We start from the raw sequence: 26,545 nt of genomic DNA, 5'->3' as shown, positions 1-26,545 counted from the left end.
TCCCGGAAAGTCCCCCGAGGTCCCCCCGTGGTCAGACGTTGAAGTAACTGGCCTCGGGATGGTGGACGATCAGCGCGGAGGTCGACTGCTCCGGGTGGAGCTGGAACTCCTCCGACAGGTTCACGCCGATCCTGGTGGGGTCGATCAGCCCCATGAGCTGAACCTGGTCCTCCAGGTGCGGGCAGGCGGGATAGCCGAAGGAGTAACGGCAGCCGTTGACGTTGACCTTCAGCATGTCCTCCAGCGACTCGTCGCCGCCGATCCCGAGCTCGGAGCGGACCCGCGCGTGCCAGTACTCGGCCAGCGCCTCGGTGAGCTGCACCGACAGGCCGTGCAGCTCCAGGTAGTCGCGGTAGGCGTCCTTGGCGAACAGCTCGGCGGTGGCCTCGGAGATCTTGTTGCCCATCGTCGCGACCTGGAAGGCGACCACGTCGACCTCGCCGGAGTCCTTCGGGCGGAAGAAGTCGGACAGGCACAGGTGCCGGTCGCGCCGCTGACGCGGGAAGGTGAACCGGGTCCGCTCGTTGCCCGCGTCGTCCAGGATGATCAGCGAGTCGCCGTCGCTGACGCACGGGAAGTAGCCGTAAGCGACGGCCGCCTCCAGCAGGCCCTCGGTCTGCATCCGCTCCAGCCACATCCGCAGGCGTGGCCGCCCCTCGGTCTCGACCAGCTCCTCGTAGGAGGGCCCGGCGCCGCCCCGCGCCGCCTTGAGACCCCACTGGCCCATGAAGGTGGCCCGCTCGTCCAGGAACGCGGCGTAGTCGGCGAGTGGAATGCCCTTGACGAGGCGGTCTCCATGGAAGGGCGCCTTCGGGACCGGATTGTCGACGGCCACGTCGGAGCGGGCCGGCAGGTCCTCGATCGGGGTCCTGGCCAGCTTGGCGCCGGTCTTGACGCGCCGCTCGCGCAGCGCGGGCAGGGTCGCGCCCTCCTCGCCGCGCTTGACCGCCATGAAGGCGTCCATCAGGCGCAGCCCCTCGAAGGCGTCGCGGGCGTAGCGGACCTCGCCCCGGAAGATCTCGGCGAGGTCCTGTTCGACGTAGGCACGGGTCAGCGCGGCACCGCCGAGCAGCACGGGGTACTTCTCCGAGATGCCCCGGGAGTTCATCTCCTCCAGGTTCTCCCGCATGACGACCGTGGACTTCACCAGCAGCCCGGACATGCCGATGACGTCGGCCTTCCTCTCCTCGGCCGCCTCCAGGATCGCCGACACCGGCTGCTTGATGCCGAGGTTGACGACCTCGTAGCCGTTGTTGGACAGGATGATGTCCACCAGGTTCTTGCCGATGTCGTGCACGTCGCCCTTGACCGTGGCCAGCACGATGCGCCCCTTGGTCTCACCGTCGACCCGCTCCATGTGGGGTTCGAGGTAGGCCACGGAGATCTTCATCACCTCGGCCGACTGCAGCACGAACGGCAGCTGCATCTGACCGGAGCCGAACAGCTCGCCGACGGTCTTCATGCCGTCCAGCAGCACGTCGTTGACGATCTCCAGCGCCGGGCGCCGGGCGAGGGCCTCCTCAAGGTCGGCCTCCAGGCCCTTGCGCTCGCCGTCGACGATGCGGCGCTTGAGCCGCTCCCACAGCGGCAGGCCGAGCAGTTCGGCGGCCCTGTCGGCCTTGACCGAGGCGGCGTCCACGCCCTCGAACAGCTCCATGAACCGCTGCAGCGGGTCGTAGCCCTCACGGCGCCGGTCGTAGACCATGTCCAGGGCGACCTGGCGCTGCTCTTCGGGGATGCGCGACATCGGCAGGATCTTGGAGGCGTGCACGATGGCCGAGTCGAGGCCGGCGTTCACGCACTCGTTGAGGAAGACGCTGTTCAAGACGATGCGCGCGGCCGGGTTGAGGCCGAAGGAGATGTTGGACAGGCCGAGGACGGTCTGCACGCCGGGGTAGCGGCGCTTCATCTCCTTGATCGCCTCGATGGTCTCCAGGCCGTCGCGGCGTGTCTCCTCCTGACCGGTGGCGATGGGGAAGGTGAGGGTGTCGACCATGATGTCCTCGACCCTCATCCCCCAGTCGCGCTTGAGGTCCTCGATGGTCCGGACGGCGATCCTGACCTTGTCCTCGGCGGTGCGGGCCTGCCCCTGCTCGTCGATGGCCATGACGGTCACGGCGGCGCCGTGCTCGCGGACCAGCTTCATGATCTTGTAGAACCGCGACTCGGGGCCGGCGCCGTCCTCGTAGTTGACCGAGTTGACGACCGCGCGCCCGCCGAGCATCTCCAGGCCGGCCTCCAGCACGGCGGGCTCGGTGGAGTCGAGCACGATCGGCAGCGTGGAGGCGGTGGCGAAGCGGAAGGCCAGCTCCCTCATGTCGCCGGCGCCGTCGCGGCCGACGTAGTCGACGCACAGGTCCAGCATGTGCGCGCCCTCGCGGGCCTGCGTCCGGGCGATCTCCACGCACTCCTCCCAGTTCGCGGAGAGCATCGCCTCGCGGAACGCCTTGGAGCCGTTGGCGTTGGTGCGCTCACCGATGGCCAGGTAGGAGGTGTCCTGGCGGAAGGGGACGCTCTGGTAGAGCGAGGCCGCCCCGGCCTCGGGGCGCGGACGGCGCGCCACCACCTCCCTGCCGCGCACCCGCTCGACCACCTGGCGCATGTGCTCCGGCGTGGTGCCGCAGCAGCCGCCGACGAGCGACAGACCGTAGTCGCGGGCGAAGGTCTCGTGGGCGGAGGCCAGCTCCTGCGGGCTGAGCGGGTAGTAGGCGCCGTCGGAGGTGAGCACGGGCAGACCGGCGTTGGGCATGCAGGAAAGGCGCACGCGCGCGTGGTGGGCGAGGTAGCGCAGGTGCTCGCTCATCTCGGCGGGGCCGGTGGCGCAGTTGAGCCCGATGACGTCGACGCCGAGCGGCTCGATCGCGGTGAGCGCCGCGCCGATCTCCGAGCCGAGCAGCATCGCGCCGTTGGTCTCGATGGTCACCTGGGCGATGATCGGCACATCCCGGCCGGCGTCGGCGACGGCCCGCCTGGACCCGATCACGGCGGCCTTGACCTGGAGCAGGTCCTGGGCGGTCTCGATGATCAGCGCGTCGGCGCCACCGGAGATCAGACCGGCCGCGTTGTCGTGGTAGGCGTCGCGCAGCACGGCGTACGGCTTGTGCCCGAGGGTGGGCAGCTTGGTGCCCGGGCCGATCGAGCCGAGCACGTAACGCGGCCGGTCGGGGGTCGTCCAGCGGTCGGCGGCCTCCCTGGCGATGCGGGCCCCGGCCTCGGAGTAGGCGAAGACACGCTCGGGGATGTCGTACTCCCCCAGGGCGGCCAGGTTGGCCCCGAAGGTGTTGGTCTCGACGCAGTCGACGCCGACCTCGAAGTAGGCGTCGTGCACGGCACGGACGATGTCGGGCCGGGTCACGTTGAGAACCTCGTTGCAGCCCTCGTGACCCTCGAAGTCGTCGAGGGTCACGTCGTGGGCCTGAAGCATCGTCCCCATGGCCCCGTCGGCGACCATCACTCGCTCGGCCAGGACTTCACGGAAAGACGGGGTGCTTGTCATGGGGACAAGAGTACTGGGAAGCTCCACGCCGTTACCGTTCATGGCACCAATTGACCATTTAGTCCAGTACTTCAGGCGAAATGCCGCACGACGCCCTCCTGTGGCGGCCCGGCGGGCACCGGCCTCCCTCCGCCCCCCGGGCGTGTCACGACAGGCCGGCCGGAACACCCCGCCCGGTCACACCACCTGAGGAAGGTGACGTAAAGCCCCCCCTCACCGCATAGGCTTAGCGGGATAGTACGGCGAGGCATAGAGGAGGCCGCGCGTGATCGAACTCGAAGGTCTACCCGAGCTCGTCGAGCCGGTGCTGATCGCCGCGTTCGAGGGGTGGAACGATGCGGGCGAGGCTTCGAGCGGAGTGATCGCACACCTCGAAAACGAGTGGAAGGCGACCCCGCTGGTCTCCTTCGACCCCGAGGAGTACTACGACTTTCAGGTGACGCGTCCCGTCGTGGAGATGGGCGAGGGCCTGACCCGGTCCATCACCTGGCCGACCACCAGGCTGTCCGTGGCCCGGCCGCCGGGCGCCGACCGCGATGTGGTGCTGCTGCACGGCATCGAGCCCAACATGCGGTGGCGCGCGTTCTGCGAGGAGATCGTGACGGCCTGCCGCGAGCTCGGGGTGGAGCTGGCGGTGCTGCTCGGCGCGCTGCTCAACGACTCCCCGCACACCCGTCCGGTGCCGATCGTGGGCTCGGCGACCGACGAGGGCCTGGCCCGGGCGATCAACCTGGAGCTGAGCCGCTACGAGGGCCCCACCGGCATCGTCGGCGTGCTCCAGCACGCCCTGGGGAGCGCGGGGGTGCACGCGGTCTCGCTCTGGGCGTCGGTGCCGCACTACGTCGCCCAGCCACCCAACCCCAAGGCCACCATGGCGCTGCTGAGCCGCATGGAGGACCTGCTGGACATCCCGATGCCGCTGGGCGGGCTGGCGGAGGAGTCACGCGCTTGGGAGCACGGCGTGGACGAGCTGGCGTCCCAGGACACCGAGGTGGCCGAGTATGTCAAGGAGCTTGAGGAGCGCAAGGACGCCGCCGAGTTGCCGGAGGCGAGCGGCGACGCCATCGCCGCGGAGTTCGAGCGTTATCTCCGCCGCCGTGACCGTGATCGTGACGGCGACGGCTGAGTACAGCGCGCCGGCCATGACCGAAACACACAGAACATAGTTATAGTTATTTACTCCTTTTTTAACTGGTCTAGAGTGATAATCGGTGCCCATCCGGGTCCGCCTGGACTGCACCGGACCGGTAGTCGGCAGGCCGGTCCGCGACGACCGCGCCTCCGGAAGAAACACACCCTCTGTAAAACCGGTGAACGGCCCCGTCACCGCGCCGAACACTGTCCGCGTGACAGCGCACGTTAGGGCGACCATGGCCACTCCACAGCTCGACCCGCACCAGAAAGCACAGGAAACGCGCCGCCGCGTTCTTGAGATGGCCGTATTCATGAAACGTGAGGACGGCGAGAACGCCCCCTCCTATCCGCGTCTGCCGGGCACCTCCCCCGGGCAGGCGGTCGACATGTTCCTCGCCCTGCTCCAGGACCGCCTGCCCGTCTGGCTCCGCATTCTCGACGATCTGATGTATCTCGTCGGCAAGGGGCGGGTGAACGACAACCTGCTGCCCATCACACGGGCCGGCATCGACTACTACTCCGAGGTCCAGAGCGCGGCGCTGCCCGCCTTCACCTCGCCCTCGGTCACCGTCCGCTTCCGCGAGGCGATGCGCGACAGCGACATCGGCTTCATGTCGGAGGTGGTGCCGCTGGCCGAGTACCTGACGGCCGAGCGGCGGGCGGGCCGGATCTCCCCCGAGGTCGACCCGCTCGCCAGCGCCCGGCTGCTGCTGGCCGGGTGTTTCCGGCACGCCTACTACGAGACGTTCATCGGCGCCGACTGCCTGCCCTCGCGGGACGACAGCGCCGAGGAGATCGTCCGGGAGCTGAGGCTGGAACGCGTCCGCGGGGAAGGCGAGGCGCCACTCGCCCCCGGGTGATCGCGTCGGCCGCGATTGAGGCGATGCGACAATGGGAACCTTGTTCGTGTCATCTCGTCGCCTCGGGGAGTGCGCGTGGCCGTTCAGCCGATCCGACTTTTCGCCGATCCGGTGCTGAGGACCGTGGCGGAGCCGGTGACCACCTTCGACCGCGAGCTGCGCGGGCTGGTCAAGTCCCTGCAGGCCACCGTGCGGGCCGGCGCCGGCCGCGCGGGCCTGGCCGCCCCGCAGATCGGCGTCCCGCTCCGGGTCGTCGTCTACGAGCTGGACGGCAGGTCCGGCCACCTGGTCAACCCGCGTCTTGAGCTGTCCGAGCGGAAGATCACGGCCGACGAGGCGTGCCTGTCGGCCCCCGGCCTCTGGTGGCCCCTGGAGCGCTCTTACATGACCACCGTCCGGGCCCGCGACATGTTCGGCAAGTCCGTCACCCTCCGGGCGCTGGGCACGTTCGCCCGGGTCCTTCAGCACGAGGCCGACCATCTCGACGGCGTCCTCTTCGTCGACCGGCTCCCGGAGGACGAGCGGGAGCGCTTCCTCGCCGCCATCCCGTGACTTGCGTCTCGGAGTCCACTTCGATAGACTTCCTTGGTTGCAGTCGTAGTTCTCAGTCCAGCCTTATCATCTCAAGTGCTTAATGAGGTCCGCCGACAGCGGGCATTCCAGCTTTCTCCGGATGGTTTCCGCGGGTGCATGGTAGGGTCCGCAACGCAGCCCCGAGCCGCCGACCTGGCGGTTCGGTGAGGCTCCCAATGAGGAGAAGTAGTTTTGTCTGAGGGCACCGTTAAGTGGTTCAATGCCGAAAAGGGCTTCGGATTCATCGCGCCGGACGACGGCACCGCCGATGTCTTCGTGCACTACTCGGCCATCAACTCCGGCGGCTACCGCAGCCTGGAGGAGAACCAGCGTGTCAGCTTCGTCACCACGCAGGGCCAGAAGGGTCCGCAGGCCGACCAGGTTCAGGTTCTCTGATCTGAACTCAGGAGATCAGGTCAGCTGACCTGATCTGCACGCTTCAGTCTGGGCCCGCACCGCTTCGGCGGTGCGGGCCCAGATGCTTTCCCCGGCGTTCTCCCCCTCGGAGACGTCCACCGCCGCACCCCCTTCACGGACCCCTGCCGCCCTCCCCGGGCGGATCAGGAGCCCGCTCGGGCGCGTTCTCGGGGCGCCCGCCGCCGAAACCTCGCTCTCAGGGCCCGACCCCGGGAGCCCCTCTCAGAGCTCGACGCCCAGCAGGGCGTCCGCGACGTCCCCGACGAGTGCGGGCGCCCCCGGGTCGGTGCCGCCCCCGGCCAGCGCCCGCTCGGCCCAGCCGTCGATGACCGCGAGCGCTCCGGGGGCGTCCAGGTCGTCGGCCAGCCGGGCACGGACCTCCTCAAGCACGCTCCCCGCCTCGGGGCCGGTCCGCAGTCCGGCGGCCGAGCGCCAGCGCGCGAGCCGTGCCTCGGCGGAGGCCGACTGGTCCGCGGTCCACTCCCAGTCGGCGCGGTAGTGATGCGCCAGCAGGGCCAGCCGGACGGCCATCGGGTCGATCTGCCCGCGGAGCCTGGAGACGAAGACCAGGTTGCCCTTGGACTTGGACATCTTCTCACCGTCCAGGGCCACCATGCCCGCGTGCACGTAGGCCCTGGCGAAGGGCCACTCGCCGGAGGCGACGTGACCCTCGTGGGCGCCGCACTCGTGGTGCGGGAAGATCAGGTCGGAGCCACCGCCCGCCACGTCGAAACCGCCGCCGAGGTTGGCCAGGGCGATCGCGGTGCACTCGACGTGCCAGCCCGGCCTGCCCCGGCCGAGGCGCGAAGGCCAGGACGGCTCTCCAGGCCGTTCGGCACGCCAGAGCAGCCAGTCGAGCGGGTGCTTCTTGCCGGGCCTGCCGGGGTCGCCGCCACGCTCGCCGGACAGGGTGAGCATCAGACCCTCGGAGTATCCGGAGACGGCGCCGAACTTGGGCGCCGCGGCGACGTCGAAGTAGACGTCCCCGTCCAGGTCGTAGGTGGCGCCCTTGTCGCGCAGGCGCTCGACGAGCTCGGCGACCTGGTCGACCACCTCGGTCACCGCGACGTACTCACGCGGCGGGAGGATCCGCAGCGCCTCCATGTCGGTCCGGAACAGCTCGATCTCACGCTCGGCCAGCTCGCGCCAGTCGAGCCCGGTCTGCTCGGCCCGCTCCAGGAGCGGATCGTCCACGTCGGTGGCGTTCTGGGTGAAGTGGACCTGGTGGCCGGCGTCTCGCCAGACGCGGTTGACCAGGTCGAAGGCGAGGTAGGTGTTGGCGTGCCCCAGATGGGTGGCGTCGTAGGGCGTGATGCCGCAGACGTACATCCGCGCCGTGGGCCCCGGCCGGGTGGGGACGATCTCTCCCGCCGCGGTGTCGAACAGCCGCGGCGGGACACCGGCACCGGGAAGCGGAGGGACCTTCGGCACAGACCACGATCGCATATGTTGAGCCTATCCAGCAGACAGACCACCCCGATCGGACCGGGGCGGTGGGTGGTAAGGGGTACTTTCTCAACCACCGGGACGCGCCCGGTCATTCCGGCAGGACTCGGCGGAAGGCCGCCGGATCACGGGGGTCGCCGGCCGGCCGGGTGCCGCCCGCCCTGAGGTCGCGGCCGCCGATCGGGCCCGGCGGCCGGTGCGGGCCCGGGGGACTCCACGGCCGGTCGGTGAGCCCGTCACGCGCACCGACCAGGATCAGTGGGACCTCGGCGTCCGGATCGATGCTGACGACAACCGTGCACATGCCCGGCAGGGTATCGCCCCCGCCTGGAACGCTCTTAGATCGGGGGCCAGGGAATGGCGGGCCAGTCCCGCGACGGCAGGGGGTGCAGGCCGGTGTCCAGGAGCCTGCGGACCCGGGACCAGGTCGCCTCCACCTCGGCGCGGGTGAGGAGCTCACGGAGGCGGTGGCCCAGGCGCCCCTGGTCGAGGTCGCGCTCCAGGCGGGCGAGGACGTTCACGGCCTCACGGGACAGGGGTTTGCCACGCCACTGCCACAGGACGGTGCGGAGTTTGTCCTCGGCGGCGAAGGAGACGCCGTGGTCGACGCCGTAGACGTGCCCGTCGACGAGCGGCAGCAGGTGGCCGCCCTTCCGGTCGGCGTTGTTGACGACGGCGTCGAAGACCGTCATCCGCCGCAGGGCGGGCTGGCGGCTGCGGATCAGCACCATCAGGTCGGCCTCGGGGTCGGCGTCGATCCAGAGCTGGCACATCCCGGGGCCGAAGGGGCCGTCACGGTAGACGGTGGGTGGAACGATCCGCCAGCCGGTCACCGCCGAGACCTCGAAGGCGGCCACCTCGCGGGCGGCGAGGGTGCCGTCGGGGAAGTCCCAGAGCGGGCGCTCCCCGCGCACGGGCTTGTACACGCAGGCCGCCGTGAGGTCGCCGAGCCGGACCGAACAGTAGAGCGTCATGTTGGTCGCCTCGACCAGACGGCCGGCGACCTCCAGCCGTCCGTCACGGAGCAGACGCAGAGCGGTCTCGTCGTCCAACCCCGCCGCGGGAACCGCACTCAGCGTGAACTCACTCTCGGCGCTCATTCGCCTCCTTCACCCGGTGAAGCGCTACTACCCCGGTAACCGTTGAGCCGCACACAAATATGTCCCTCCGCGTCGAGCGGCCGGCCGCAGAGCGGGCAGGGCGGCCGGCCGGCCGCCACAAGCGCCAGGGCGCGCTTGGTGAACGCCCTGGCCGCACCGGCGCTGATGCGCACGCGCAGCAGCGAGGACCCGGCGAGCGGGGACGGCTCGAACGCCTCGTCCTCCGCGGCGACCTCCTGAGCCTCGATCACCACCTGCGAGGTGTCGGAGTCCCAGGTCAGGGCCATGGTTCCCACCTTGAAGTCCTCAGTGATCGGCAGGTCGAGCGGACCGTTGTCGGTGAGCGCGGCGGGAGCGGTGGCCGGCACCCCGGCGCTGCCGCCGCTCCGCCTCAGCACCTCGTCGAGCAACTCGTCCAGCCGGTCGGCCAGCGCGGCGACCTGAAACTTCTCCAGCCCGACGGTGGTCAGGCGACCCCGGTCCCGGGCCTGGAGGAAGAACGCCCGTGACCCCGGTTGCCCCACGGCACCGGCCACGAATCTCTCGGGTGGGTCGTAGTCGAAGACCGGCATAGCCCCGACCTTACGTGGTCCCGGCTCCACCGCCGACTGCGGCGTCGCTCCCGGTGAGGTTTTCTCCCCCGTCCCCGTCCTCCGAACCCTCCGGAGGCCGGAGACCGGCAACATCTCCCCCTAAATCGTTCAGCCTGAGCACAAAGGGACGCAAGGGGGTGTAGCGAATCGCAGTGAGCGACGCAGGATCGGCAGTTATGCGCTGAAACTGGTCTAAATGCAAGCCCATCGCGTCGGCCACGATGGCCTTGATCACGTCTCCGTGGCTACAGACCAGATAGACGGCGTCCGGCCCCAGTCGCTCGTTCCACTCCCTGACGGCGCTCACCGCCCGGTGCTGCACGGCGGACAGGGATTCTCCACCGGGGAACGTCACGGCGCTCGGATGGGTCTGCACCACCTTCCAGAGCGGATCCCCGGCGAGCTCGCCGATCGGACGCCCCGTCCAGTCGCCGTACCGGCACTCCCCGAACCGGTCGTCGGTCAGCACCCGCGCCCGCCGTCCCCCGGCGACGGCCTGGGCGGTCTCCTGGCAGCGCTCCAGCGGGCTGGAGACGATCGCGTCCAGCTCCAGCGGTGCCAGCCGTACGGCCAGCGCCTCCGCCTGAGCCCGCCCGGCCTCGCTGAGGTGAACGCCGGGGGTCCAGCCGGCCAGAACCGGGCCGGTGAGGTGGGTCAGGCCGTGTCTGGCCAGCAGCAAGGTCGTCACACGGGCAAGTCTTGCAGCCCTCACTCCACTACTTTTAACCGGCCGGGCGGTACCCTGGCCGGATCATGGAGCAGCGCTATGTGGGCCGGAGCGGCCTGTCGGTATCCCGCCTCGGGCTGGGAACGATGACATGGGGACGTGACACCGGCGCGGAGGAGGCCGCGGCGCAGCTCCGGGCGTTCACCGAGGCCGGCGGTACCCTCATCGACACCGCCGACGTCTACACGGGCGGCGAGGCCGAGCGGCTGCTCGGACGGCTTATCCGCGACACGGTGCCGCGCTCGGAACTGGTGCTGTCCACCAAGGCCGTGCTCACCCCCGCCGGCCGCCGGCCGCGCGACGCCTCCAGGAAGCACCTGATCGCCGCCATCGACGCCTCGCTGACCCGGCTCGGGGTCAACGAGGTGGACCTGTGGCAGCTACACGCCTTCGACCCGGACGTGCCCCTGGAGGAGACCCTGGCCACGGTGGACGCCGTCGTCTCCTCCGGCCGGGCCGCCTACGCCGGGGTGTGCGACTACACCGGCTGGCAGCTCGCCGCGGCGGCCGTCGGCCAGCGGACGGTTCCCGGCCGGGTGCCGATCGTGGCCGCCCAGGTCGAGTACTCGCTGCTGGCCCGGGAGGCCGAACGCGAGCTGATCGCGGCGGCCGAGTACATCGGCGCCGGGGTGCTGGCCTGGTCGCCGCTCGGCAGGGGGGTGCTCACCGGAAAGTACCGGACCGGGATCCCCGCCGACTCCCGGGCCGCGACCCCGCACTTCGCCGACTTCGTCACCCCCTATCTGGACGAGAGGTGCCGCCGGGTCGTGGAGTCGGTGACGACCGCGGCCGAGGGGCTCGGCGTCTCACCGCTCTCGGTCGCCCTGTCCTGGGTCCGCGACCAGCCGGGGGTGACCTCCGCCATCGTCGGCGCCCGCACCCACGCGCAGCTGGCCGGCGTGCTCCAGGCCGAGGACCTGACTCTGCCGGTGGAGATCAGGGAGGCGCTGGACGACGTCTCGGCCGACTGAGGCCGGGCCGCCGGCACCAGAACAAGAATCTATCTCGCGTATCACTACTCAATACCGAATCGCAACTTTACCTGGAAAACCGCGACCTTCCCACAAAACTGTCAATGGTGACGGGAGGGGCACCTGGGTGTCGGCGAGGTTCCGTCGTCAATGTGCATGTGCAAGGGGGACAATTGCGAATTGCGATCTCTGCCGGCGCGCTGGCGCTGACGCTGGGGGGCGCGCTCCTCACCGTCGTGGCCGGGCCCGCGAGCGCCGCCACCCTGATGGACGAGTGCGGTGGGGGTGGCCTGCTGGGAGGGGTGACCGGCGGGCTCTGCAGGGCCGTGGGCACCGTCAACAACGTGGTGAACGGGCTCACCGGGGGCGGCCCGCCTCCGCCGGCCGACATCGGATCCACCACGGAAACAGCCGGGACCGACCTGGACGGCACCCTGCCGACCACGGCCCCGACGCCGGATGCCAAGACTCCCGCCCTGGAGGTCAAGGACGGCGATCTGACGCCCAAAAGCCTCGACGAGGTCTGCGCGCCGATGGTGGACTCCCCCACGTGCCCGGGGGAGTCGGCGACCTCCGCCCCCGGGGAGACGGACGTCCCCGGGAAGGCGGCCGTACCCCAGGAGACCGCGCGGCCGTCGGCGTCACCGCGCCCCAGCCCCTCACGGAGGACCAGGCAGCGGCCCCACCGCGACGGCGGGCCGGTGCCGCCGCAGGAGCACCCGCGCCCGCCGCGGCCCCTTCCCCGCACGGACACCGCGGACGAGGACGGGCCGGCGGTCCCCGACGGCCCGCCGGTGATCGACGCCGAGGCACCCCGGCTGGAGCTGCTCTGGCCGGCGGGCCCGGTCGTGCAGAGGTTGCGGGGAGCCGTCACGCCCACCCGGTCACCCGACCCCCTGGGCACCGCGCTGACCGCGGGACTGCTGGTCGCGGCGATCCTCGCCGTCCGCCTGCTGTACAGCAGGCGGGCCGGCGAGAAGTCGATACCGCTTGAGCCGCTCCGGGCGAGACGGCACCGGACGGCCTGAGCCCTCCCGGGCGCGGGCCGCTCAGCCGCCGATCGCGTGCACGCCGCCGTCGACGTGCACGATCTCACCGGTGGTGGCCGGGAACCAGTCCGACATCAGCGCCAGGCACGCCCTGGCAGCCGGCACGGTGTCACCCAGGTCCCAGCCGAGCGGCGCCTTCTCCGGCCAGCTGTCCTCGAACTCCTTGAAACCCGGGATGCTCTTGGCGGCCATGGTGCGCAGCGGCCCGGCCGCCACCAGGTTGACCCGGATCCCGTGCTTGCCGAGGTCGCGGGCCAGGTAGCGGGAGCAGGACTCCAGACCGGCCTTGGCCACGCCCATCCAGTCGTACACCGGCCACGCCCTGCTGGCGTCGAAGTCGAGCCCGACGACCGCGCCGCCCTCCTTCATCAGCGGCAGGCAGGCGACGGCCAGCGACTTGAACGAGTAGGTCGAGACGTGCAGCGCGGTCGCCACGTCCTCCCACGAGGTGTTCAGGAAGTTTCCGCCGAGACAGCTCTGCGGGGCGAAGCCGATGGAGTGCACCACGCCGTCGAGCCCGTCCAGGTGCTCGCCGACCCGGTCGGCCAGCGAGTCGAGGTGCTCGGTGCTCTGCACGTCCAGCTCGATCACCGGCGGCGGCTCGGGCAGCCGCCTGGCGATGCGCTCGACCAGGCTGAGCCGGCCGAACCCGGTCAGCACCACCCGCGCGCCCTCCTCCTGTGCCAGCTTGGCGACGGAGAACGCGATGGAGGCGTCGGTCAGCACACCGGTGACCAGGATGCGCTTGCCTTCGAGGATTCCCATGCTCAGTGCCCCATTCCCAGGCCGCCGTCGACCGGGATCACGGCCCCGGTGATGTAGGCGGCGTCCTCGCCGGTCAGGAATCTGACCACGCGTGCGATCTCCTCGGCGGACGCGTAGCGGCCCAGCGGGATGCTCTTGCGGATCTGCTCCTGGCGCGCGGCGTCGAGCTCGGCCGTCATGTCGGTCTCCACGAAACCCGGCGAGACCACGTTGACCGTGATGCCCCGCGAGCCCAGCTCCCGGGCCACGGACCGGGCGAAGCCGATCATCCCGGCCTTGGAGGCGGCGTAGTTGCTCTGCCCGGCCGAGCCGAGCATGGCCACCACCGAGGAGATCAGCACGATCCGGCCGCGCTTGAGCCGGAGCATGCCACGCGTGGCGCGCTTGGCCACCCGGTAGGCGCCGGTCAGGTTGGCGTCGATGACGTCGGTGAAGGTCTCCTCCTTCATCATCGGCAGCAGCGTGTCCCTGGTGATGCCCGCGTTGGCGACGAGCACCTCGACCGGGCCGTGCTCGGCCTCGACCTTCTCGAACGCCGCATCGACATCGGCCGTGCTGGTCACATCGCATCGCACGCCGAACAGACCCTCCGGGGGCTGTCCTGAGCGGTAGGTCACGGCGACGGCGTCACCGGTCCTGGCGAGTTCGCGGGCGATCGCGAGGCCGATGCCGCGATTGCCGCCGGTTACGAGAACAGATCGAGCCATGTCTTTGACGGTATCGGCTACCCGGGGGTAAACCACTTGTCCGTGAGGAACAAGATCACAGGGTTAGGATCGTTGACATGCGCCAGATCGATCCCGATTTCCTCGCCCTGCCCATGCGGCGGCTGGCGGACGCAGCCCTGCAACGCGCACGTGACCTCGGCGCCGAGCACGCGGATTTCCGGCTGGAACGGATCCGCGCGGAGACCCTGCGCCTGTCCGACGCCCGGCTCGAAGGCTCCAGCGACGCCGACGACCTCGGCTACGCCGTACGGGTCGTCAAGAACGGCACCTGGGGCTTCGCCGCCGGCATCGAGCTCACTCCCGAGGCCGCCGTGCGGGTCGCCGAACAGGCCGTGGAGGTGGCCGTCGTCTCCGCCGCCGTCAACCGCGAGCCCGTCGAGCTGGCCCCCGAGCCGGTCCACTCCAATGTCACCTGGGTCTCCGCGTACGACCTCGACCCGTTCGAGGTGCCGATGCGCGACAAGGTCGCCCTGCTCGCCGACTGGTCGGGCGGCCTGCTCGGCGACCCTCGCGTGGACCACGTCCAGGCGGCGCTGATGCAGGTCAAGGAGCAGAAGTTCTACGCCGACACGGCCGGAACCTCCACCACCCAGCAGCGGGTACGGCTGCACCCCCAGCTGGAGGCGATGCGGGTCGAGGACGGCCGCTTCGAGTCCATGCGCACGCTCGCCCCGCCGGTCGGCCGGGGGTATGAGTATCTCACCGGCACCGCCTGGGACTTCCCCGGCGAGCTGGCCCGCGTCCCCGAGCATTTGGCCGAGAAACTCAAGGCCCCCTCCGTCGAGGCCGGGCTGTACGACCTGGTCGTCGACCCGTCGAACCTGTGGCTGACCATCCACGAGTCGATCGGGCACGCCACCGAACTGGACCGGGCCCTCGGTTACGAGGCGGCCTACGCCGGGACCAGCTTCGCCACCTTCGACCAGCTCGGCACCCTGGTGTACGGCTCGCCGATGATGAACGTCGTCGGCGACCGCACGGTGGAGCACGGACTGTCGACGATCGGCTACGACGACGAGGGAGTGGCGACCCGGCGGTTCGACATCGTCTCCGGCGGCGTCCTCACCGGTTACCAGCTCGACCGGCGGATGGCGCGGCTGAAGGGCCTGGGCGCCTCCAACGGCTGCGCCTTCGCCGACTCCCCCGGTCACACGCCGATTCAGCGCATGGCCAACGTCTCGCTGCTGCCCGCCCCCGGTGGGCCGTCCACCGAGGAGCTCATCTCCGGGGTGAAGCGCGGCATCTACGTCGTGGGCGACAAGAGCTGGTCGATCGACATGCAGCGCTACAACTTCCAGTTCACCGGGCAGCGGTTCTACCGGATCGAGAACGGCAGGCTCGCCGGTCAGCTCCGTGACGTCGCCTACCAGGCCACGACCACCGACTTCTGGCGGTCGATGACCGCCGTCGGCGGGCCGCAGACCTACGTGCTGGGCGGCGCGTTCAACTGCGGCAAGGGCCAGCCCGGCCAGGTCGCCCCGGTCAGTCACGGCTGCCCGTCGGCCCTCTTCCACGATGTACGCATCCTCAACACCCTGCAGGAGAGTGGCAAGTGAGCGGGCGAGCCGAAGGGCACGGGGCAGGTGGCATGAGCCCCCAGGAGATGATCGAGAGGGCTCTGGACCTCTCCACGGCCGACGACACCGTCGTGATCGTGGACGAGGGCTCCAGCGCCAACCTGCGGTTCGCGGGCAACACGCTCACCACCAACGGCGTGGCCCGCTCCTCGCAGCTCACCGTGATCTCGATCGCGGGCCGAGGGGTGGGTGTGGTGTCGCGGGCGGCGGTGCGCCCCGAGCAGCTCGCCGACGTCGTCGCGGCGGCCGACCACGCGGCGGAGGACGCCCAGCCGTCCGAGGACGCCCGGCCCCTGATCGAGGGCACCCGCTGCGCCGACTGGGATCTGCCCGCCGCCCCCACCTCCGTCGGCGTGTTCGGCGCGTTCGCCCCGGCGCTCGGTGAGGCGTTCGCCGCGGCCGAGGCGGGGGGCCGCAAACTGTACGGCTTCGCCGAGCACATCGTCACCACCACCTTCGTGGGCACCTCGACGGGGACCCGGCTCCGTCACACCCAGCCCACCGGCCGGCTGGAGCTCAACGCCAAGTCGCCCGACATGAAGCGCTCGGCGTGGACGGGGGTGGCCACCCGCGACTTCTCCGACGTGGACGTGGCCGCGCTGGACGCCTCGCTGGCGCGGCGCCTGGAGTGGGCGAAGAACCGGATCGACCTGCCGGCGGGGCGGTACGAGACGTTGCTGCCGCCGACCGCGGTGGCCGACCTGATGATCTACCTGTACTGGACGGCCGGGGCCAGGGACGCGATGGAGGGCCGCACCGTCTTCTCCAGGCCGGGTGGTGGCACCCGCGTCGGGGAGACGCTGTCCTCCCTCCCGATCCGCCTGCACAGCGACCCGGTCGCGCCGGGCGTCGAGTGCGCGCCGTTCGTGGTGGCGCACGCCTCCAGCCGGCAGAGTTCGGTGTTCGACAACGGCCTGCCGCTGGCGCCCACGGACTGGATCACCGACGGCACGCTGGCCGGCCTGCTGCAGACCAGGTACTCCGCCGAGCTGACCGAACTGCCGGCGACCCCGGCGATCGACAACCTGATCATGACGGGTCCCGAGGGCGGCCGCTCGCTGGAGGAGATGATCGCCTCCACCGAGCGCGGCCTGCTGCTCACCTGCCTGTGGTACATCCGCGAGGTGGACCCGCAGAGTCTGCTGCTCACCGGGCTGACCCGGGACGGCGTGTACCTGGTGGAGAACGGGGAGGTGGTGGGCGAGGTGAACAACTTCCGCTTCAACGAGAGCCCGGTGGACCTGCTCCGCCGCCTCACCGAGATCGGGGCCACCGAGCAGACCCTGCCGCGTGAGTGGAACGACTACTTCACCCGCACCGTCATGCCCCCGATCCGGGTGCCCGACTTCAACATGTCGACGGTCAGCCAGGCCAACTAGTCCCGCGCTCCGCGGCCGGCCCCGATCGCCCCCGGGACGATCGGGGCCGGCCGGGCGCGTGGGCGCCCGCCAGGAACACGGGGCGGGCGCCCACGCGGGGGTCAGGTGTCCTCAAGGCGGAAGCCCACCTTCATGCCGACCTGGAAGTGGCCGACCTCACCGTCGACGATGTGCCCTCTGACCTCGGTGATCTCGAACCAGTCGAGATGGCGCAGGGTCTGCGCGGCCCGCCGGACACCGTTGCGGACGGCCGCCTCGACACTCTCCTCCGACGTGCCCACGATCTCGGTCACCCGGTACGTACGATCCGTCATCGCATCCTCCTTGCCGAAGGCCATGGTCGCATGCACTTTCACACCCGCCGGAGGCCAGGTCTAGGTTGGAGGGGTGAGGAGATGGCCCAGGCGGCAGGTGGTGCATCAGGTGACCGATGCCCAGCCGTCGCTGAGCGAGGACATCGGCAAGCGCGAGAAGAGCTATTTCATCAAGATGGGAATCCGGCTGATATGCCTGGTTCTGGCCTTCACCGTGCCCGCCCCGCTGCCCGTACGGCTGCTGCTTTTCGCGGGAGCGATCTTTTTGCCATACGTTGCCGTGATCGGGGCCAACGCCCCCCCACGCCAGGCTCCGCGTGCCTTCGACGTTACGGATGACAGTCAGAACGAGATACCACGCCACCGACGCGAGATCGGGTCGTGACTAACTCTTGACGCATCGCAGGGGTTGGAGGTGTACGCTTTAACCAAGTGCCCTGGTCCCCCGTCGGGGCACTGGTGCCGGCGTTCCGGGCCCCCGTCGGAACGCCGATGAAGCGACGCCGGGTGGTTTGCCCCCGTAACCACCCGGCGTCGCCCTTTTCCCAGACTTTTACTCCTCGCCCTCTTCGCGGGCCGCCGTCGCCCAGTCACGCGCCAGCGCGGTCAGCCGCTCCACCGCGTCCTGCGGCGCCGAGCCCGCCCCCTGGGCCAGTCCCAGGAGATACGCGGTCAGCGGCGCGGCCGGGCGGGTCACCCCGTGGGCGACCTCCTTGGTCAGGTCAAGCAGCTCGTCCCTGTCGATCCTGGCGGGGTCGACCCCCAGCTCCCGGCAGACCAGCTCGGTCCATTCGGCCAGCACGTTCAACTGTCACTCCTCGTCTCTCGCTCCTCGTCCGTGGTCACCCCTCACCTCCGGATCATCCTCCGCCCCCGGCGCCCACGTCTCCGCCGCCTCCCCCGACACCGGCCCCGGCTTCACCGCCCCGGGCACGCCGCAGATCGTCGGCTGTGTCGCAGTCGAACCACGGCCTGCCGGGAAGACGGAGCCCGGCGGGGGTCAGCGGGGCGAGCAGTCCGTGCAACGACCGCCCCTCGTAGCCGGTCAGGGCGCGGGCCAGCTCCGCCGTACGCCAGACACCGGCGAGCCACTGCTCCCGGCCGTCGTCGTCGACGAGCACCGCTCCGGCCCCCGGCGCCTCCGCGGCGGCCGCCAGCAGGGCCGACACGTGCCCGGCCGTCAGGAACGGCAGGTCCGCGGCGAGCAGCGCCACCCACGGCGCGGCCACCTCGGCCATCCCGGCCCGCAGCGCCGGAACGGGGCCGCCGCCGGGCGGATCCTCCCGCCGGAAGATCGCCCGGGGCAGGCCGGGGCGGCGCGCTCCGACGACGATCAGCCTCTCCGCCTCCGGTACGGCCGCCGCCACCGACTCGATCAGCGGACGCCCGCCGACGCGGAGGCCGGGCTTGTCACTCCCGCCGAGGCGTCTCGCGAGACCGCCCGCCAGGACGCACGCGTCGTGCCGCACGGTCATCCGCCGATGGCCGACATCGGGCGGGCCGGTTGCAGGAAGGACGGGTCGTCGATGCCGTGCCCGGCCTTCTTGGTCCGCACCGCGGCCAGCCAGCGCCCGGCGAGCTCGTCGTCGTCCGCGCCGGAGCGCATCGCGGCCCGCAGGTCGGAATCCTCGGTGGCGAACAGGCAGTTGCGGATCTGGCCGTCGGCGGTGAGCCGTACCCGATCACAGGTGCCGCAGAACGGGCGGGTCACAGAACCGATCACCCCGACCCTGGCCGGTCCGCCGCCGATCAGGAACAGCTCCGCCGGGGCGCTGCCACGCTCCACGGGGTCGTCGTCCGTCAGGTCGAAGGAGTCCCGCAACCTCGCGAGGATCTCGTCGGCCGTGACCATGTTCTCCCGGCGCCAGCCGTGCTGGGCGTCGAGCGGCATCTGCTCGATGAACCGGAGCTCATACCCCCGCTCCAGGCAGTAGTGGAGCAGGGGGACGGCCTCGTGGTCGTTGATCCCGCGCATCAGGACCGCGTTGACCTTGACCGGGCGCAGCCCCGCCGCGGCGGCCGAGGCCAGGCCGTCCAGCACGTCGGTCAACCGGTCGCGGTGGGCGAGCCTGGTGAACGTCTCCCGGTCGAGGGTGTCAAGGGAGACGTTCACCCGGTCCAGGCCCGCCTCGGCGAGCGGCGCGGCCAGCCGGGCGAGCCCGATGCCGTTGGTGGTCAGCGAGACCTGGGGGCCGGGACCCAGCGCGGCGGTGCGGGCCACGACGTCCACCAGCTCCCGGCGGAGCAGCGGCTCGCCACCGGTGTAGCGGACCTCGGTGATGCCCAGCCGTTCGACTCCGAGGGTGACCAGCCGGACGATCTCGTCGGCGGTCAGCAGTTCGGGCTTGGGCAACCAGTCGAGGCCCTCGGGCGGCATGCAGTAGGAGCACCGCAGGTTGCAGCGGTCCGTGAGGGACACCCGCAGATCAGTCGCCACCCGGCCGAACGAGTCCTGCAACACGGGGCGTCACCTCCTCCCATACATCCCGATCCGGCCGTATGTCCCGATTCGCACAAAAGGCCAGCCTAGAGGCCACACCCGCCTAGCCGACAAATCAGACTCCCTATGGGCGACAACATCATCGCCGGGCGGTTGATTCCCCGAAGGCGTCACCCACCCCACCGGGCACGGGCGTCCCACCCGCGGGCACGGGGGCCGGCCGTCCGGGCCGGCCGCGCCACGCCCCCCTTCCGGGGCCCCTGTTTCACCGGCCGCTTCACCGCCCCCATGAACGCATCCGCAATTAATCAGCAGCTATTCAGGCGATTCATGGATATATGTCTATTTATCGCGTAACACTTTGGTGTCAAGCGCCCACCGTGTCACGGAAAGCGCAGATGACACGCTCATAATCCGTAGCGACAACCTCCGCAGCGCGAAGGGAGCCGGACCGACGTGAGCTTGGTACCGGGCAGACTCATACGCGAGCTGATCCTCGCGGCCCCCATCCTCATGGCCGTTTCCTCCACGCCCGCCCACACCACCGATCTCCCGTCCGGCCCGATCAGCGAGGTGCCGTCAGCCGCGTACGGCGGCCGCGCCCGGAGCCCCCAGCACCGGCCCGCCCTCGCCGGAGGCACCGGAGGCGTCGAAGACACGGCACCGCGAATGAGCGCCGGAGAAACGTCTCCGAATTATCCCGGCAGATTCCCAGGGCCACTCAACACCCTTTCCCAGGAAAGGAAATCCACAAATATCATTTCAAGAAACCCGGAATCCACACCCCCCTCGGTGGTTTCCGCCGGGGCGGGAAGTGCGGGCGACGCGACGGCGACCTCCGGGACACGCCGAAACGCCCCGAGCCGGGTCCTCGATGTTCCCGCGCGGGACCCCGGAACCGGCGAGGACGCGCTCCAGACCGTCCCCTTCCTCGTCGGCTCGGGCCTGATCCTCCTCGTGGTCGCCGTGCTGTTCCGCCGCACCCTCGTCGCCGACCGGCGCCTGGAGAGGGCCAGAAGGTCCCGCCCGCAGCAGCCCGCGGGACACCCCGTGGAACCCCCCGGCGAGCCCGCGCCCGACCCGGCCCCCACCCCCGAGAACCATCCCCCCGGCAGACCCGTCCCACCTCGGGAATCGTCCTCCGGGCACCCCGGACCCGACTGAACGAACGGCTCCGGGACAGCGGCGTCGCCGACGGCCGACGCGCCGGGCCGGCCCTTTCAGCCCGCCCCCGAGCAGGACGCTCCGGTCCGCGAGGACGAGCGCGAACCGCCGCGTCGTCGCGCGCCGTACCCGACCGGACTCCGCCGCCGTCAAATGGCCGGGGCCGTTCGAATGAATTCGGCCGGTCGACAGCCGACGGCCAATAATCAGTGGGATCTCATCGTGAACATCGGCAGACTGATCTCACCCGATGAGGAGATTTATCATGCCGAACCAGCCCGCACCGAATCTGCTGTCATGGGCGAGTGACATCGATCGGGGTGCGATCGAGCAGGCCGCCCGTGCGGCCCGCCTGCCGTTCGTGGCGGGCCATGTCGCCCTCATGCCGGATGCGCACGTCGGCATCGGCGCCACGGTCGGATCGGTGATTCCCACCGAAGGGGCGATCATTCCGGCCGCGGTGGGTGTCGACATCGGCTGCGGCATGGTCGCGACCCGGACGACGCTCACCGCCGCCGACCTCCCCGACACCCTTGACGCCCTGATGCCGCTGGTGGAGAAGCGGATCCCCGCGGGTGTCGGCAAGGGCCACGACGACCGGGCCGTGGACCGCGCGCTGGACGACCTCGGCCTGCCGCACACCGACCTGACCTCCAAGCAGGAGAAGACGGTGTCGCTCCAGTTCGGCACGCTCGGGTCCGGCAACCACTTCGCCGAGGTCTGCCTCGACGAGAACGACCAGGTCTGGACGGTGCTGCACTCGGGGTCTCGCGGCATCGGCAACCAGCTGGCGACCAGGCACATCGCCGAGGCCAAGAGGCTGATGAGGCGCCACTTCATCGGGCTGGAGGACCCGGACCTGGCCTATCTGGCGCAGGGCATCCCGGAGTTCACCGCCTACATCGAGGACATGCTCTGGTCACAGCGATACGCCATGGCCTCGCGGGCCCGGATGGACAAGGTGCTGACCGACGCCCTGTTCCGCGTCGTCGGCCAAGGCTCCCGGGTCCGCACCGTCAACTGCCACCACAACTTCACGCAGCAGGAGAAGCACCGAGGCAAGAATCTGTGGATCACCCGTAAGGGGGCCATCAAGGCCGACACCGGCGACGAGGGCGTGATCCCGGGCTCGATGGGCACCCGCTCGTACATCGTGCGCGGTCTCGGCAACGCGTCGTCGTACCACTCCTGCTCCCACGGGGCGGGCCGCAGGATGTCGCGGAGCAGGGCGAAGCAGGAGCTGTCCGTCGAGTCCCTGACCGAGGCGATGCGCGGCCGTACCTGGAACGCGGACCGGGCCGCCGCCCTGGTGGACGAGCACCCCGAGGCGTACAAGGACGTGGACCGGGTGATGGAGGACCAGAAGGATCTGGTCGAGATCCGGCACACCCTCCACCAGGTCTTCAACTACAAGGGCTGATCGCCATACGTCCGGTGCCCTGGCCGTCACCGGTTCGCCGAATCGGCGTGAAACTCGGCACGAAGACCCCGGAAAGGACCATAAAAAGAGCACGGAACCACGGAAGGGGCGGTGCGGGCGGTGGCGGCCCTCAGGGGGCGGTGATCGCGGTGGCCCGGGTGAGCAGGAGGACGACGTCGGCCGCCGCCACGGCGACGGCCGCCGCGAAGGGGATCCGGGGTGCCCCTCCTCCGAGCAGGGCCCCCGCGGCGGCGAACGTCCCGGCCACGGTGAGCACCGCCCAGCCCGCCGTGCCGGGTGGTCCCGGCGGGCCGAAGACGAGCAGCCCGGTCGCCAGGAGCGGCGGCAGCGGGGTCAGCGCCCGGACCCGGGCGGCGCCGAGCCGCTGGGGCCAGCCCCGGACCCCGGCCGCGAGGTCGGCGGGGATGTCGGGGAGCACGTTGGCCAGGTGCGCCCCGCAGCCGAGCAGCGCCGCGGAGAGGACCGCCCACCAGGCGGCCCACGGGCTGCCCGGCAGGCCCAGGGTCACGAACGGCGGCAGCACGCCGAACCCCACCGCGTAGGGCAGCCACGACAGGGCGGTGGCCTTCAGCCCCAGGTCGTAGGCCCAGGCGGCGACGACACCGGTGAGATGAACGGCCCCGGCCGCCGGCCCGGAGGCCAGGGAGAGCGGCACGCAGAGCACCAGGGCGGCGACGGCCGCGGTCCACACCGCCCGCACGTTCACCGTGCCTTCTGCGACCGGCTTGCCGGTACGGCCGGCGGCGGCGTCCCGTCCGGCGTCCACCGCGTCGTTGCACCAGCCGATCGAGAGCTGACCGGCGAGCACGGCCGCGGCCACCAGGACGCATCCGGCCGTGTCACGGCCGCCCGCCACGGCCAGCGCGGTCACCAGGGTGGTGACCGCCGCGGTCGGCCCGGGGTGGCAGGCCCGTGCCAGCGCCACCGCGGCCGGGAGCCCGGTCCCCCGGCTTCGGCCGCGCGTCCCTTCCCGGCCCGCCTGCCCGCTCGTCACGAAATCACCTATCTGATCATAAAACTACTCGTTTGGTAATGGGTCCGTCCGTCTGCCCATCCGCCGTGGAACCGCTCACCCCACCACCCGACCATAGGGCCACCCGGCCGCCCGGCCGTCGTGGGAGCGACGGTAGGCGTGGTGGCGCTGTGACGCCGCCGGCCTGTTGAGGCATGCCGTACGCGCAGATGGGCACAAGGCAGGTGTCCGTACCGTCCGCCGCTCGGGGGTAATTCACCACATGACGCGAATCGCCGCTGTCCGCGGTGCGCTCCCGCCCAACCGCTACCCCCAGAGCGAGATCACCGACGCGTTCGCGCGGCTGTGCCTGCCCGAGGGGGCCGACCGGCGGCTGCTCGACCGGTTGCACGCCGGAGCGCGGGTGCGCTCCCGCCATCTGGCGCTTCCGCTCGACCAGTACGCCAAGCTGGACGGTTTCGGGACGGCCAACGCCGCCTTCGTCGAGTCCGCCGTCGAGCTGGGCGCCGAGGCGGTGGGCGGCGCGCTGGAGGCCGCCGGGCTCACCCCCCAGGACGTGGACATGATCCTGTTCACCTCCGTGACGGGCGTGGCCGCGCCGTCGGTGGACGCCAGGCTGGCCGGCCGGCTCGGGCTGCGTCCCGATGTGAAGCGGGTGCCGGTGTTCGGGCTCGGCTGCGTGGCGGGGGCGGCCGGGATCGCCCGCCTCCACGACTATCTGCGCGGCTGGCCGGACCACGTGGCCGTGCTGCTCTCCGTCGAGCTGTGTTCGCTGACCCTGCAGCGCGGTGACGCCTCCACCGCGAACCTGGTCGCCGGGGCGCTGTTCGGCGACGGCGCCGCGGCGGTCGTGGCCTGCGGCGACGGGCGGGAGCCGGGGAACGGGGCCGCCCACCCCGCCTCGCCGGACACCTGTGAGGGGCGAGAGGGAAGTGTGAACACCCCGGCACCGGACGGTCACGGCGGGCGGGGGGAGGCCGCGGGCGCCGTGCCGTACGGCCGCGGCGGGGGCCCGAGATGCCCGGGGCCGGTCGTGGTGGCCACCCAAAGCCACCTGTATCCCGGCTCCGAGCACGTGATGGGCTGGGACGTGGGCGACACCGGCTTCCGGGTGGTGCTCGACGCGAGCGTCCCGGACGTGGTGCGGACCCATCTGGCCGACGACGTGCACGGTTTCCTCTCCGGCCACGGGCTGCGGGCGGAGGACGTGACGGCCTGGGTGTGCCATCCCGGGGGCCCGAAGGTGCTGGAGGCCGTCGCCGAGACGCTCCGGCTGCCGGAGGGCGCGCTGGATCTGACCTGGTGCTCGCTGGCCGAGGTGGGCAACCTGTCCTCCTCCTCCGTGCTGCACGTCCTGCGGGACACCCTCGCCCTCCGGCCACCGCCGCCGGGCACGCCGGGGCTGCTGATCGCGATGGGCCCCGGTTTCTGTTCCGAACTCGTTCTGCTGCGCTGGTAGGGGATCAGGTGTCGTGGTATCTCCCGCTCGTCCTGCTGGTCGGGGTGGAGCGCCTTGCCGAGATGGTGATCGCCCGCCGTAACGCGCGCTGGAGTCTGGCTCGCGGCGGGGTGGTGTACGGGCGCGGCCACTATCCGTGGATGGTCGTCCTGCACACCGGCCTGCTGGCCGGGTGCGTGCTGGAGACGGCCCTGGCCGACCGGCCCTTCGTTCCGGCGCTCGGCTGGCCGATGCTGGCCCTGGTGGCCGCCGCGCAGGGGCTGCGCTGGTGGTGCGTCGCCGCGCTGGGGCGGCGCTGGAACACCGAGGTGATCGTGGTGCCGGGGCTGCCGCCGGTGACGCGCGGCCCCTACCGGCTGCGCCGGCTGCGACACCCCAACTACGTGGCGGTGGCCGTGGAGGGGGCGGCGCTGCCGCTGGTGCACGGCGCCTGGGTCACTGCGGTGGCCTTCACCGTGCTCAACGCCGCGCTCATGGTGGTGAGGGTCGGATGTGAGGAGGCGGCTCTGGCCACGCTCGTCCCGGACCCGGAGCCCGAGCCGGATCGGGAGCCCGAGCCGGACCAGGCATCGGCCTCGTCTCCGGGGCGGGCGCCGGCGTGATCGACGTCCTGATCTCCGGCGGAGGCCCCGCGGGCCTGGCCACCGCCATCCACGCGGCGCTGGCCGGCATGGAGGCGGTCGTGGTCGAGCCTCGGCCCGGCCCGGTGGACAAGGCGTGCGGCGAGGGGCTGATGCCCAGCGGGGCCGCCGCGCTGTGGTCGCTGGGCGTGCCGGTGCAGGGCCGGGCGCTGCGGGGGATCCGCTACCTGGACGGCAGGCGTCAGGCCCAGGCGCCGTTCCGCGCCGGTCACGGGCTGGGGGTGCGGCGCACCGCGTTGCACGCCGCGCTGTCCCGCCGCGCGGCCGAGGTGGGGGTGAAGGTGCTCTGCGGCCGGGTGGACGGGGTACGGCAGGACGATCACACCGTGGAGGCCGGGGGGCTGCGGGCCCGCTGGCTGGTGGCCGCGGACGGCCTGCACTCCCCGCTGCGGGCCCTGCTGGGGCTGGAACTACCCGATCGCCGGCCGCGCCGGTACGGCCTGCGGCAGCACTATCCCGTCGTGCCCTGGACGGACTTCGTCGAGGTGCACTGGGCCGCGGACGGCGAGGCGTATGTGACGCCGGTGGGTGAGAACCTGGTCGGCGTGGCCGTGCTGAGCTCGCGGCGGCGGGGCTACCGCGAGCATCTGACGGATTTCCCCGCCCTCACGGCCAGGCTGGAGGGGCCCGCGGCGACCCCGGTGCGGGGTGCGGGGCCGCTGCGCCGGAGGGTGCGTTCCCGGGTCGCCGGGCGGGTGCTGCTGGTCGGCGACGCGGCCGGTTACATCGACGCGCTCACCGGTGAGGGGGTGTCGCTGGCGCTGCTGTCGGCGGAGGCGCTGGTGCGCTGCCTGCGGGCCGACGCTCCGCATTCGTACGAGAGCGCCTGGCTCCGGCTGTCGCGCCGTCACCGGCTGCTCACCGGGGCGCTGCTGGAGGCCCGCCGGCACCGGACGTCTGCCAGGTTGATCGTCCCGGCGGCCCACCGGATGCCCGCCCTGTTCGGCGCGGCGGTGCACGCGCTGGCCTGACGACGGGGCGGCACGGCCCCGGGCACGCCGGGGCCGTAGCAGGAGGTGTAGACCGAAACGTCGGTGTGGAAACGCCCGTCACGACCGGTCTGGACCGTCTCGGCGTATTCCCATCCGCTTCCGCCGCCGACACGGAACAGCATCACGATCCTGTGCCGGTTTAGTGATTGAGAATGGCCTTGTGACTCCTCCGCCCCTTAAAGAGGGCGGCTTCTCGCTAAGCCGCTTGCGCAGCGTCGCGAAGGGCAAGCCCTGCCCTGAGGATGTTGATCGCCGCGTTGACGTCGGCGTGTGCCTCGTGGCGGCACGCCGTACATCGGAACTCGG

28 protein-coding genes are annotated in these 26,545 nt (G+C 71.1%); 14 read left to right on the top strand and 14 right to left on the bottom strand.

Annotated features, from left to right (window positions below; genetic code table 11):
• Positions 1 to 31: 31 nt before the first annotated feature.
• Positions 32 to 3,496 (bottom strand): methionine synthase, encoded by a 3,465-nt coding sequence (metH, locus tag ABZ194_RS23495; RefSeq protein ID WP_355599149.1) that lies wholly within the window; start codon positions 3,494 to 3,496, stop codon positions 32 to 34.
• Between the two features lie 265 nt (positions 3,497 to 3,761).
• On the opposite strand from metH, the gene ABZ194_RS23490 reads away from it, so the two are divergent.
• The 4 genes from ABZ194_RS23490 to ABZ194_RS23475 all read left to right on the top strand — a co-directional run bounded on the left by ABZ194_RS23490 (position 3,762) and on the right by ABZ194_RS23475 (position 6,459).
• Complete coding sequence (locus ABZ194_RS23490; RefSeq protein ID WP_355599148.1) at positions 3,762 to 4,622, top strand: PAC2 family protein; 861 nt, start codon at positions 3,762 to 3,764, stop codon at positions 4,620 to 4,622.
• Between the two features lie 220 nt (positions 4,623 to 4,842).
• Positions 4,843 to 5,490: a hypothetical protein gene (locus ABZ194_RS23485; RefSeq protein WP_355599147.1), complete on the top strand. Its 648-nt coding sequence runs from the start codon at positions 4,843 to 4,845 to the stop codon at positions 5,488 to 5,490.
• 75 nt (positions 5,491 to 5,565) lie between these two features.
• Positions 5,566 to 6,042, top strand: a complete 477-nt coding sequence (gene def, locus ABZ194_RS23480; RefSeq protein WP_355599146.1) for a peptide deformylase — start codon at positions 5,566 to 5,568, stop codon at positions 6,040 to 6,042.
• 213 nt (positions 6,043 to 6,255) lie between these two features.
• Positions 6,256 to 6,459 carry a cold-shock protein gene (locus ABZ194_RS23475; RefSeq protein ID WP_355599145.1) on the top strand — a complete coding sequence of 68 codons (204 nt, stop codon included), beginning with the start codon at positions 6,256 to 6,258 and terminating at the stop codon, positions 6,457 to 6,459.
• 243 nt (positions 6,460 to 6,702) lie between these two features.
• On the opposite strand, the gene mshC is transcribed toward ABZ194_RS23475, so the two are convergent.
• The 5 genes from mshC to ABZ194_RS23450 all read right to left on the bottom strand — a co-directional run bounded on the left by mshC (position 6,703) and on the right by ABZ194_RS23450 (position 10,307).
• A complete protein-coding gene (mshC, locus tag ABZ194_RS23470; RefSeq protein ID WP_355599144.1) occupies positions 6,703 to 7,926 on the bottom strand; it encodes a cysteine--1-D-myo-inosityl 2-amino-2-deoxy-alpha-D-glucopyranoside ligase in 1,224 nt (407 codons plus the stop codon).
• A 91-nt stretch (positions 7,927 to 8,017) separates the two neighbouring features.
• Positions 8,018 to 8,230: an NRDE family protein gene (locus ABZ194_RS23465; protein WP_355599143.1), complete on the bottom strand. Its 213-nt coding sequence runs from the start codon at positions 8,228 to 8,230 to the stop codon at positions 8,018 to 8,020.
• A 34-nt stretch (positions 8,231 to 8,264) separates the two neighbouring features.
• Positions 8,265 to 9,026, bottom strand: coding sequence for an SCO1664 family protein (locus ABZ194_RS23460; protein ID WP_355599142.1), 762 nt, complete (start codon positions 9,024 to 9,026; stop codon positions 8,265 to 8,267).
• Positions 9,023 to 9,598, bottom strand: a complete 576-nt coding sequence (locus tag ABZ194_RS23455; protein WP_355599141.1) for a DUF3090 domain-containing protein — start codon at positions 9,596 to 9,598, stop codon at positions 9,023 to 9,025. The genes ABZ194_RS23460 and ABZ194_RS23455 overlap by 4 nt, the downstream gene beginning before the upstream one ends.
• A 10-nt stretch (positions 9,599 to 9,608) precedes the next feature.
• A complete protein-coding gene (locus tag ABZ194_RS23450) occupies positions 9,609 to 10,307 on the bottom strand; it encodes a histidine phosphatase family protein (protein ID WP_355599140.1) in 699 nt (232 codons plus the stop codon).
• A 65-nt stretch (positions 10,308 to 10,372) separates the two neighbouring features.
• Here ABZ194_RS23450 and ABZ194_RS23445 point away from each other — a divergent pair, with 65 nt between their 5' ends.
• On the top strand, positions 10,373 to 11,317 hold the full coding sequence (locus ABZ194_RS23445; protein ID WP_355599139.1) for an aldo/keto reductase: 945 nt from the start codon (positions 10,373 to 10,375) through the stop codon (positions 11,315 to 11,317).
• A gap of 173 nt (positions 11,318 to 11,490) precedes the next feature.
• Positions 11,491 to 12,345, top strand: a complete 855-nt coding sequence (locus tag ABZ194_RS23440) for a hypothetical protein (protein ID WP_355599138.1) — start codon at positions 11,491 to 11,493, stop codon at positions 12,343 to 12,345.
• 21 nt (positions 12,346 to 12,366) lie between these two features.
• Here ABZ194_RS23440 and fabI read toward each other — a convergent pair whose 3' ends face one another.
• Both fabI and fabG read right to left on the bottom strand, forming a co-directional pair.
• Positions 12,367 to 13,131 (bottom strand): enoyl-ACP reductase FabI, encoded by a 765-nt coding sequence (gene fabI / locus ABZ194_RS23435; RefSeq protein WP_355599137.1) that lies wholly within the window; start codon positions 13,129 to 13,131, stop codon positions 12,367 to 12,369.
• 2 nt (positions 13,132 to 13,133) lie between these two features.
• Complete coding sequence (gene fabG / locus ABZ194_RS23430) at positions 13,134 to 13,838, bottom strand: 3-oxoacyl-ACP reductase FabG (RefSeq protein ID WP_355599136.1); 705 nt, start codon at positions 13,836 to 13,838, stop codon at positions 13,134 to 13,136.
• A 77-nt stretch (positions 13,839 to 13,915) separates the two neighbouring features.
• Here fabG and ABZ194_RS23425 point away from each other — a divergent pair, with 77 nt between their 5' ends.
• Together ABZ194_RS23425 and ABZ194_RS23420 are read left to right on the top strand one after the other, a co-directional pair.
• The gene (locus tag ABZ194_RS23425; RefSeq protein ID WP_355599135.1) at positions 13,916 to 15,415 is read left to right on the top strand and encodes a TldD/PmbA family protein; all 1,500 of its coding nucleotides are present in this window, start codon (positions 13,916 to 13,918) and stop codon (positions 15,413 to 15,415) included.
• A gap of 32 nt (positions 15,416 to 15,447) precedes the next feature.
• Positions 15,448 to 16,815, top strand: a complete 1,368-nt coding sequence (locus tag ABZ194_RS23420) for a metallopeptidase TldD-related protein (protein WP_355599134.1) — start codon at positions 15,448 to 15,450, stop codon at positions 16,813 to 16,815.
• A gap of 101 nt (positions 16,816 to 16,916) precedes the next feature.
• Here the strand turns inward: ABZ194_RS23420 and ABZ194_RS23415 are convergent, their stop codons facing one another.
• Entirely contained in the window at positions 16,917 to 17,129 is a 213-nt protein-coding gene (locus tag ABZ194_RS23415) for a dodecin (RefSeq protein ID WP_355599133.1), read from the bottom strand.
• A 109-nt stretch (positions 17,130 to 17,238) separates the two neighbouring features.
• Between ABZ194_RS23415 and ABZ194_RS23410 the strand changes: the two genes are divergently transcribed.
• Positions 17,239 to 17,514, top strand: coding sequence for a DUF3099 domain-containing protein (locus ABZ194_RS23410; RefSeq protein WP_355599132.1), 276 nt, complete (start codon positions 17,239 to 17,241; stop codon positions 17,512 to 17,514).
• A 168-nt stretch (positions 17,515 to 17,682) separates the two neighbouring features.
• Here ABZ194_RS23410 and ABZ194_RS23405 read toward each other — a convergent pair whose 3' ends face one another.
• The 3 genes from ABZ194_RS23405 to moaA are packed head-to-tail and all read right to left on the bottom strand — an operon-like array spanning position 17,683 to position 19,590.
• Positions 17,683 to 17,931 carry a DUF6457 domain-containing protein gene (locus ABZ194_RS23405; protein WP_355599179.1) on the bottom strand — a complete coding sequence of 83 codons (249 nt, stop codon included), beginning with the start codon at positions 17,929 to 17,931 and terminating at the stop codon, positions 17,683 to 17,685.
• Between the two features lie 58 nt (positions 17,932 to 17,989).
• Complete coding sequence (locus tag ABZ194_RS23400; RefSeq protein ID WP_355599131.1) at positions 17,990 to 18,604, bottom strand: NTP transferase domain-containing protein; 615 nt, start codon at positions 18,602 to 18,604, stop codon at positions 17,990 to 17,992.
• Positions 18,601 to 19,590 (bottom strand): GTP 3',8-cyclase MoaA, encoded by a 990-nt coding sequence (gene moaA, locus ABZ194_RS23395; RefSeq protein ID WP_355599130.1) that lies wholly within the window; start codon positions 19,588 to 19,590, stop codon positions 18,601 to 18,603. The genes ABZ194_RS23400 and moaA overlap by 4 nt, the downstream gene beginning before the upstream one ends.
• 771 nt (positions 19,591 to 20,361) lie before the next feature.
• Here moaA and ABZ194_RS23390 point away from each other — a divergent pair.
• Both ABZ194_RS23390 and ABZ194_RS23385 read left to right on the top strand, forming a co-directional pair.
• Positions 20,362 to 20,733, top strand: coding sequence for a hypothetical protein (locus ABZ194_RS23390; protein WP_355599129.1), 372 nt, complete (start codon positions 20,362 to 20,364; stop codon positions 20,731 to 20,733).
• A 265-nt stretch (positions 20,734 to 20,998) separates the two neighbouring features.
• A complete protein-coding gene (locus ABZ194_RS23385) occupies positions 20,999 to 22,153 on the top strand; it encodes an RtcB family protein (protein WP_355599128.1) in 1,155 nt (384 codons plus the stop codon).
• Between the two features lie 130 nt (positions 22,154 to 22,283).
• Here the strand turns inward: ABZ194_RS23385 and ABZ194_RS23380 are convergent, their stop codons facing one another.
• Positions 22,284 to 23,168 (bottom strand): UbiA family prenyltransferase, encoded by an 885-nt coding sequence (locus ABZ194_RS23380; RefSeq protein ID WP_355599127.1) that lies wholly within the window; start codon positions 23,166 to 23,168, stop codon positions 22,284 to 22,286.
• A gap of 241 nt (positions 23,169 to 23,409) precedes the next feature.
• Between ABZ194_RS23380 and ABZ194_RS23375 the strand changes: the two genes are divergently transcribed.
• Genes ABZ194_RS23375 through ABZ194_RS23365 form a run of 3 tightly spaced genes read left to right on the top strand, consistent with a single transcriptional unit; the run spans position 23,410 to position 26,218 of the window.
• Positions 23,410 to 24,606 carry a 3-oxoacyl-[acyl-carrier-protein] synthase III C-terminal domain-containing protein gene (locus ABZ194_RS23375; RefSeq protein WP_355599126.1) on the top strand — a complete coding sequence of 399 codons (1,197 nt, stop codon included), beginning with the start codon at positions 23,410 to 23,412 and terminating at the stop codon, positions 24,604 to 24,606.
• Positions 24,607 to 24,614: 8 nt separating this feature from the next.
• A complete protein-coding gene (locus tag ABZ194_RS23370; RefSeq protein ID WP_355599125.1) occupies positions 24,615 to 25,208 on the top strand; it encodes an isoprenylcysteine carboxyl methyltransferase family protein in 594 nt (197 codons plus the stop codon).
• Entirely contained in the window at positions 25,205 to 26,218 is a 1,014-nt protein-coding gene (locus ABZ194_RS23365) for an NAD(P)/FAD-dependent oxidoreductase (protein ID WP_355599124.1), read from the top strand. The genes ABZ194_RS23370 and ABZ194_RS23365 overlap by 4 nt, the downstream gene beginning before the upstream one ends.
• Before the next feature lie 217 nt (positions 26,219 to 26,435).
• On the opposite strand, the gene ABZ194_RS23360 is transcribed toward ABZ194_RS23365, so the two are convergent.
• A partial coding sequence (locus tag ABZ194_RS23360; protein ID WP_355599178.1) for a zinc ribbon domain-containing protein occupies positions 26,436 to 26,545 on the bottom strand: 110 nt, incomplete at its 5' end.

The sequence above is a fragment of the Streptosporangium sp. NPDC006007 genome, from assembly GCF_040614315.1.
Taxonomy (GTDB): domain Bacteria; phylum Actinomycetota; class Actinomycetes; order Streptosporangiales; family Streptosporangiaceae; genus Streptosporangium.
Note: the sequence above shows the minus strand (reverse complement) of the source record. Positions and strands in the feature narration are given on the sequence as shown.

What these genes read in the sequence shown, in the direction of transcription:
- metH (WP_355599149.1), bottom strand. Translation starts at nt 3,496, where the DNA reads ATGACAAGCACCCCGTCTTTCCGTGAAGTCCTGGCCGAGCGAGTGATG.
- mshC (WP_355599144.1), bottom strand. Translation starts at nt 7,926, where the DNA reads ATGCGATCGTGGTCTGTGCCGAAGGTCCCTCCGCTTCCCGGTGCCGGT.
- ABZ194_RS23465 (WP_355599143.1), bottom strand. Translation starts at nt 8,230, where the DNA reads ATGTGCACGGTTGTCGTCAGCATCGATCCGGACGCCGAGGTCCCACTG.
- ABZ194_RS23460 (WP_355599142.1), bottom strand. Translation starts at nt 9,026, where the DNA reads ATGAGCGCCGAGAGTGAGTTCACGCTGAGTGCGGTTCCCGCGGCGGGG.
- ABZ194_RS23455 (WP_355599141.1), bottom strand. Translation starts at nt 9,598, where the DNA reads ATGCCGGTCTTCGACTACGACCCACCCGAGAGATTCGTGGCCGGTGCC.
- ABZ194_RS23445 (WP_355599139.1), top strand. Translation starts at nt 10,373, where the DNA reads ATGGAGCAGCGCTATGTGGGCCGGAGCGGCCTGTCGGTATCCCGCCTC.
- fabI (WP_355599137.1), bottom strand. Translation starts at nt 13,131, where the DNA reads ATGGGAATCCTCGAAGGCAAGCGCATCCTGGTCACCGGTGTGCTGACC.
- fabG (WP_355599136.1), bottom strand. Translation starts at nt 13,838, where the DNA reads ATGGCTCGATCTGTTCTCGTAACCGGCGGCAATCGCGGCATCGGCCTC.
- ABZ194_RS23425 (WP_355599135.1), top strand. Translation starts at nt 13,916, where the DNA reads ATGCGCCAGATCGATCCCGATTTCCTCGCCCTGCCCATGCGGCGGCTG.
- ABZ194_RS23420 (WP_355599134.1), top strand. Translation starts at nt 15,448, where the DNA reads ATGAGCCCCCAGGAGATGATCGAGAGGGCTCTGGACCTCTCCACGGCC.
- ABZ194_RS23415 (WP_355599133.1), bottom strand. Translation starts at nt 17,129, where the DNA reads ATGACGGATCGTACGTACCGGGTGACCGAGATCGTGGGCACGTCGGAG.
- ABZ194_RS23400 (WP_355599131.1), bottom strand. Translation starts at nt 18,604, where the DNA reads ATGACCGTGCGGCACGACGCGTGCGTCCTGGCGGGCGGTCTCGCGAGA.
- ABZ194_RS23385 (WP_355599128.1), top strand. Translation starts at nt 20,999, where the DNA reads ATGCCGAACCAGCCCGCACCGAATCTGCTGTCATGGGCGAGTGACATC.
- ABZ194_RS23375 (WP_355599126.1), top strand. Translation starts at nt 23,410, where the DNA reads ATGACGCGAATCGCCGCTGTCCGCGGTGCGCTCCCGCCCAACCGCTAC.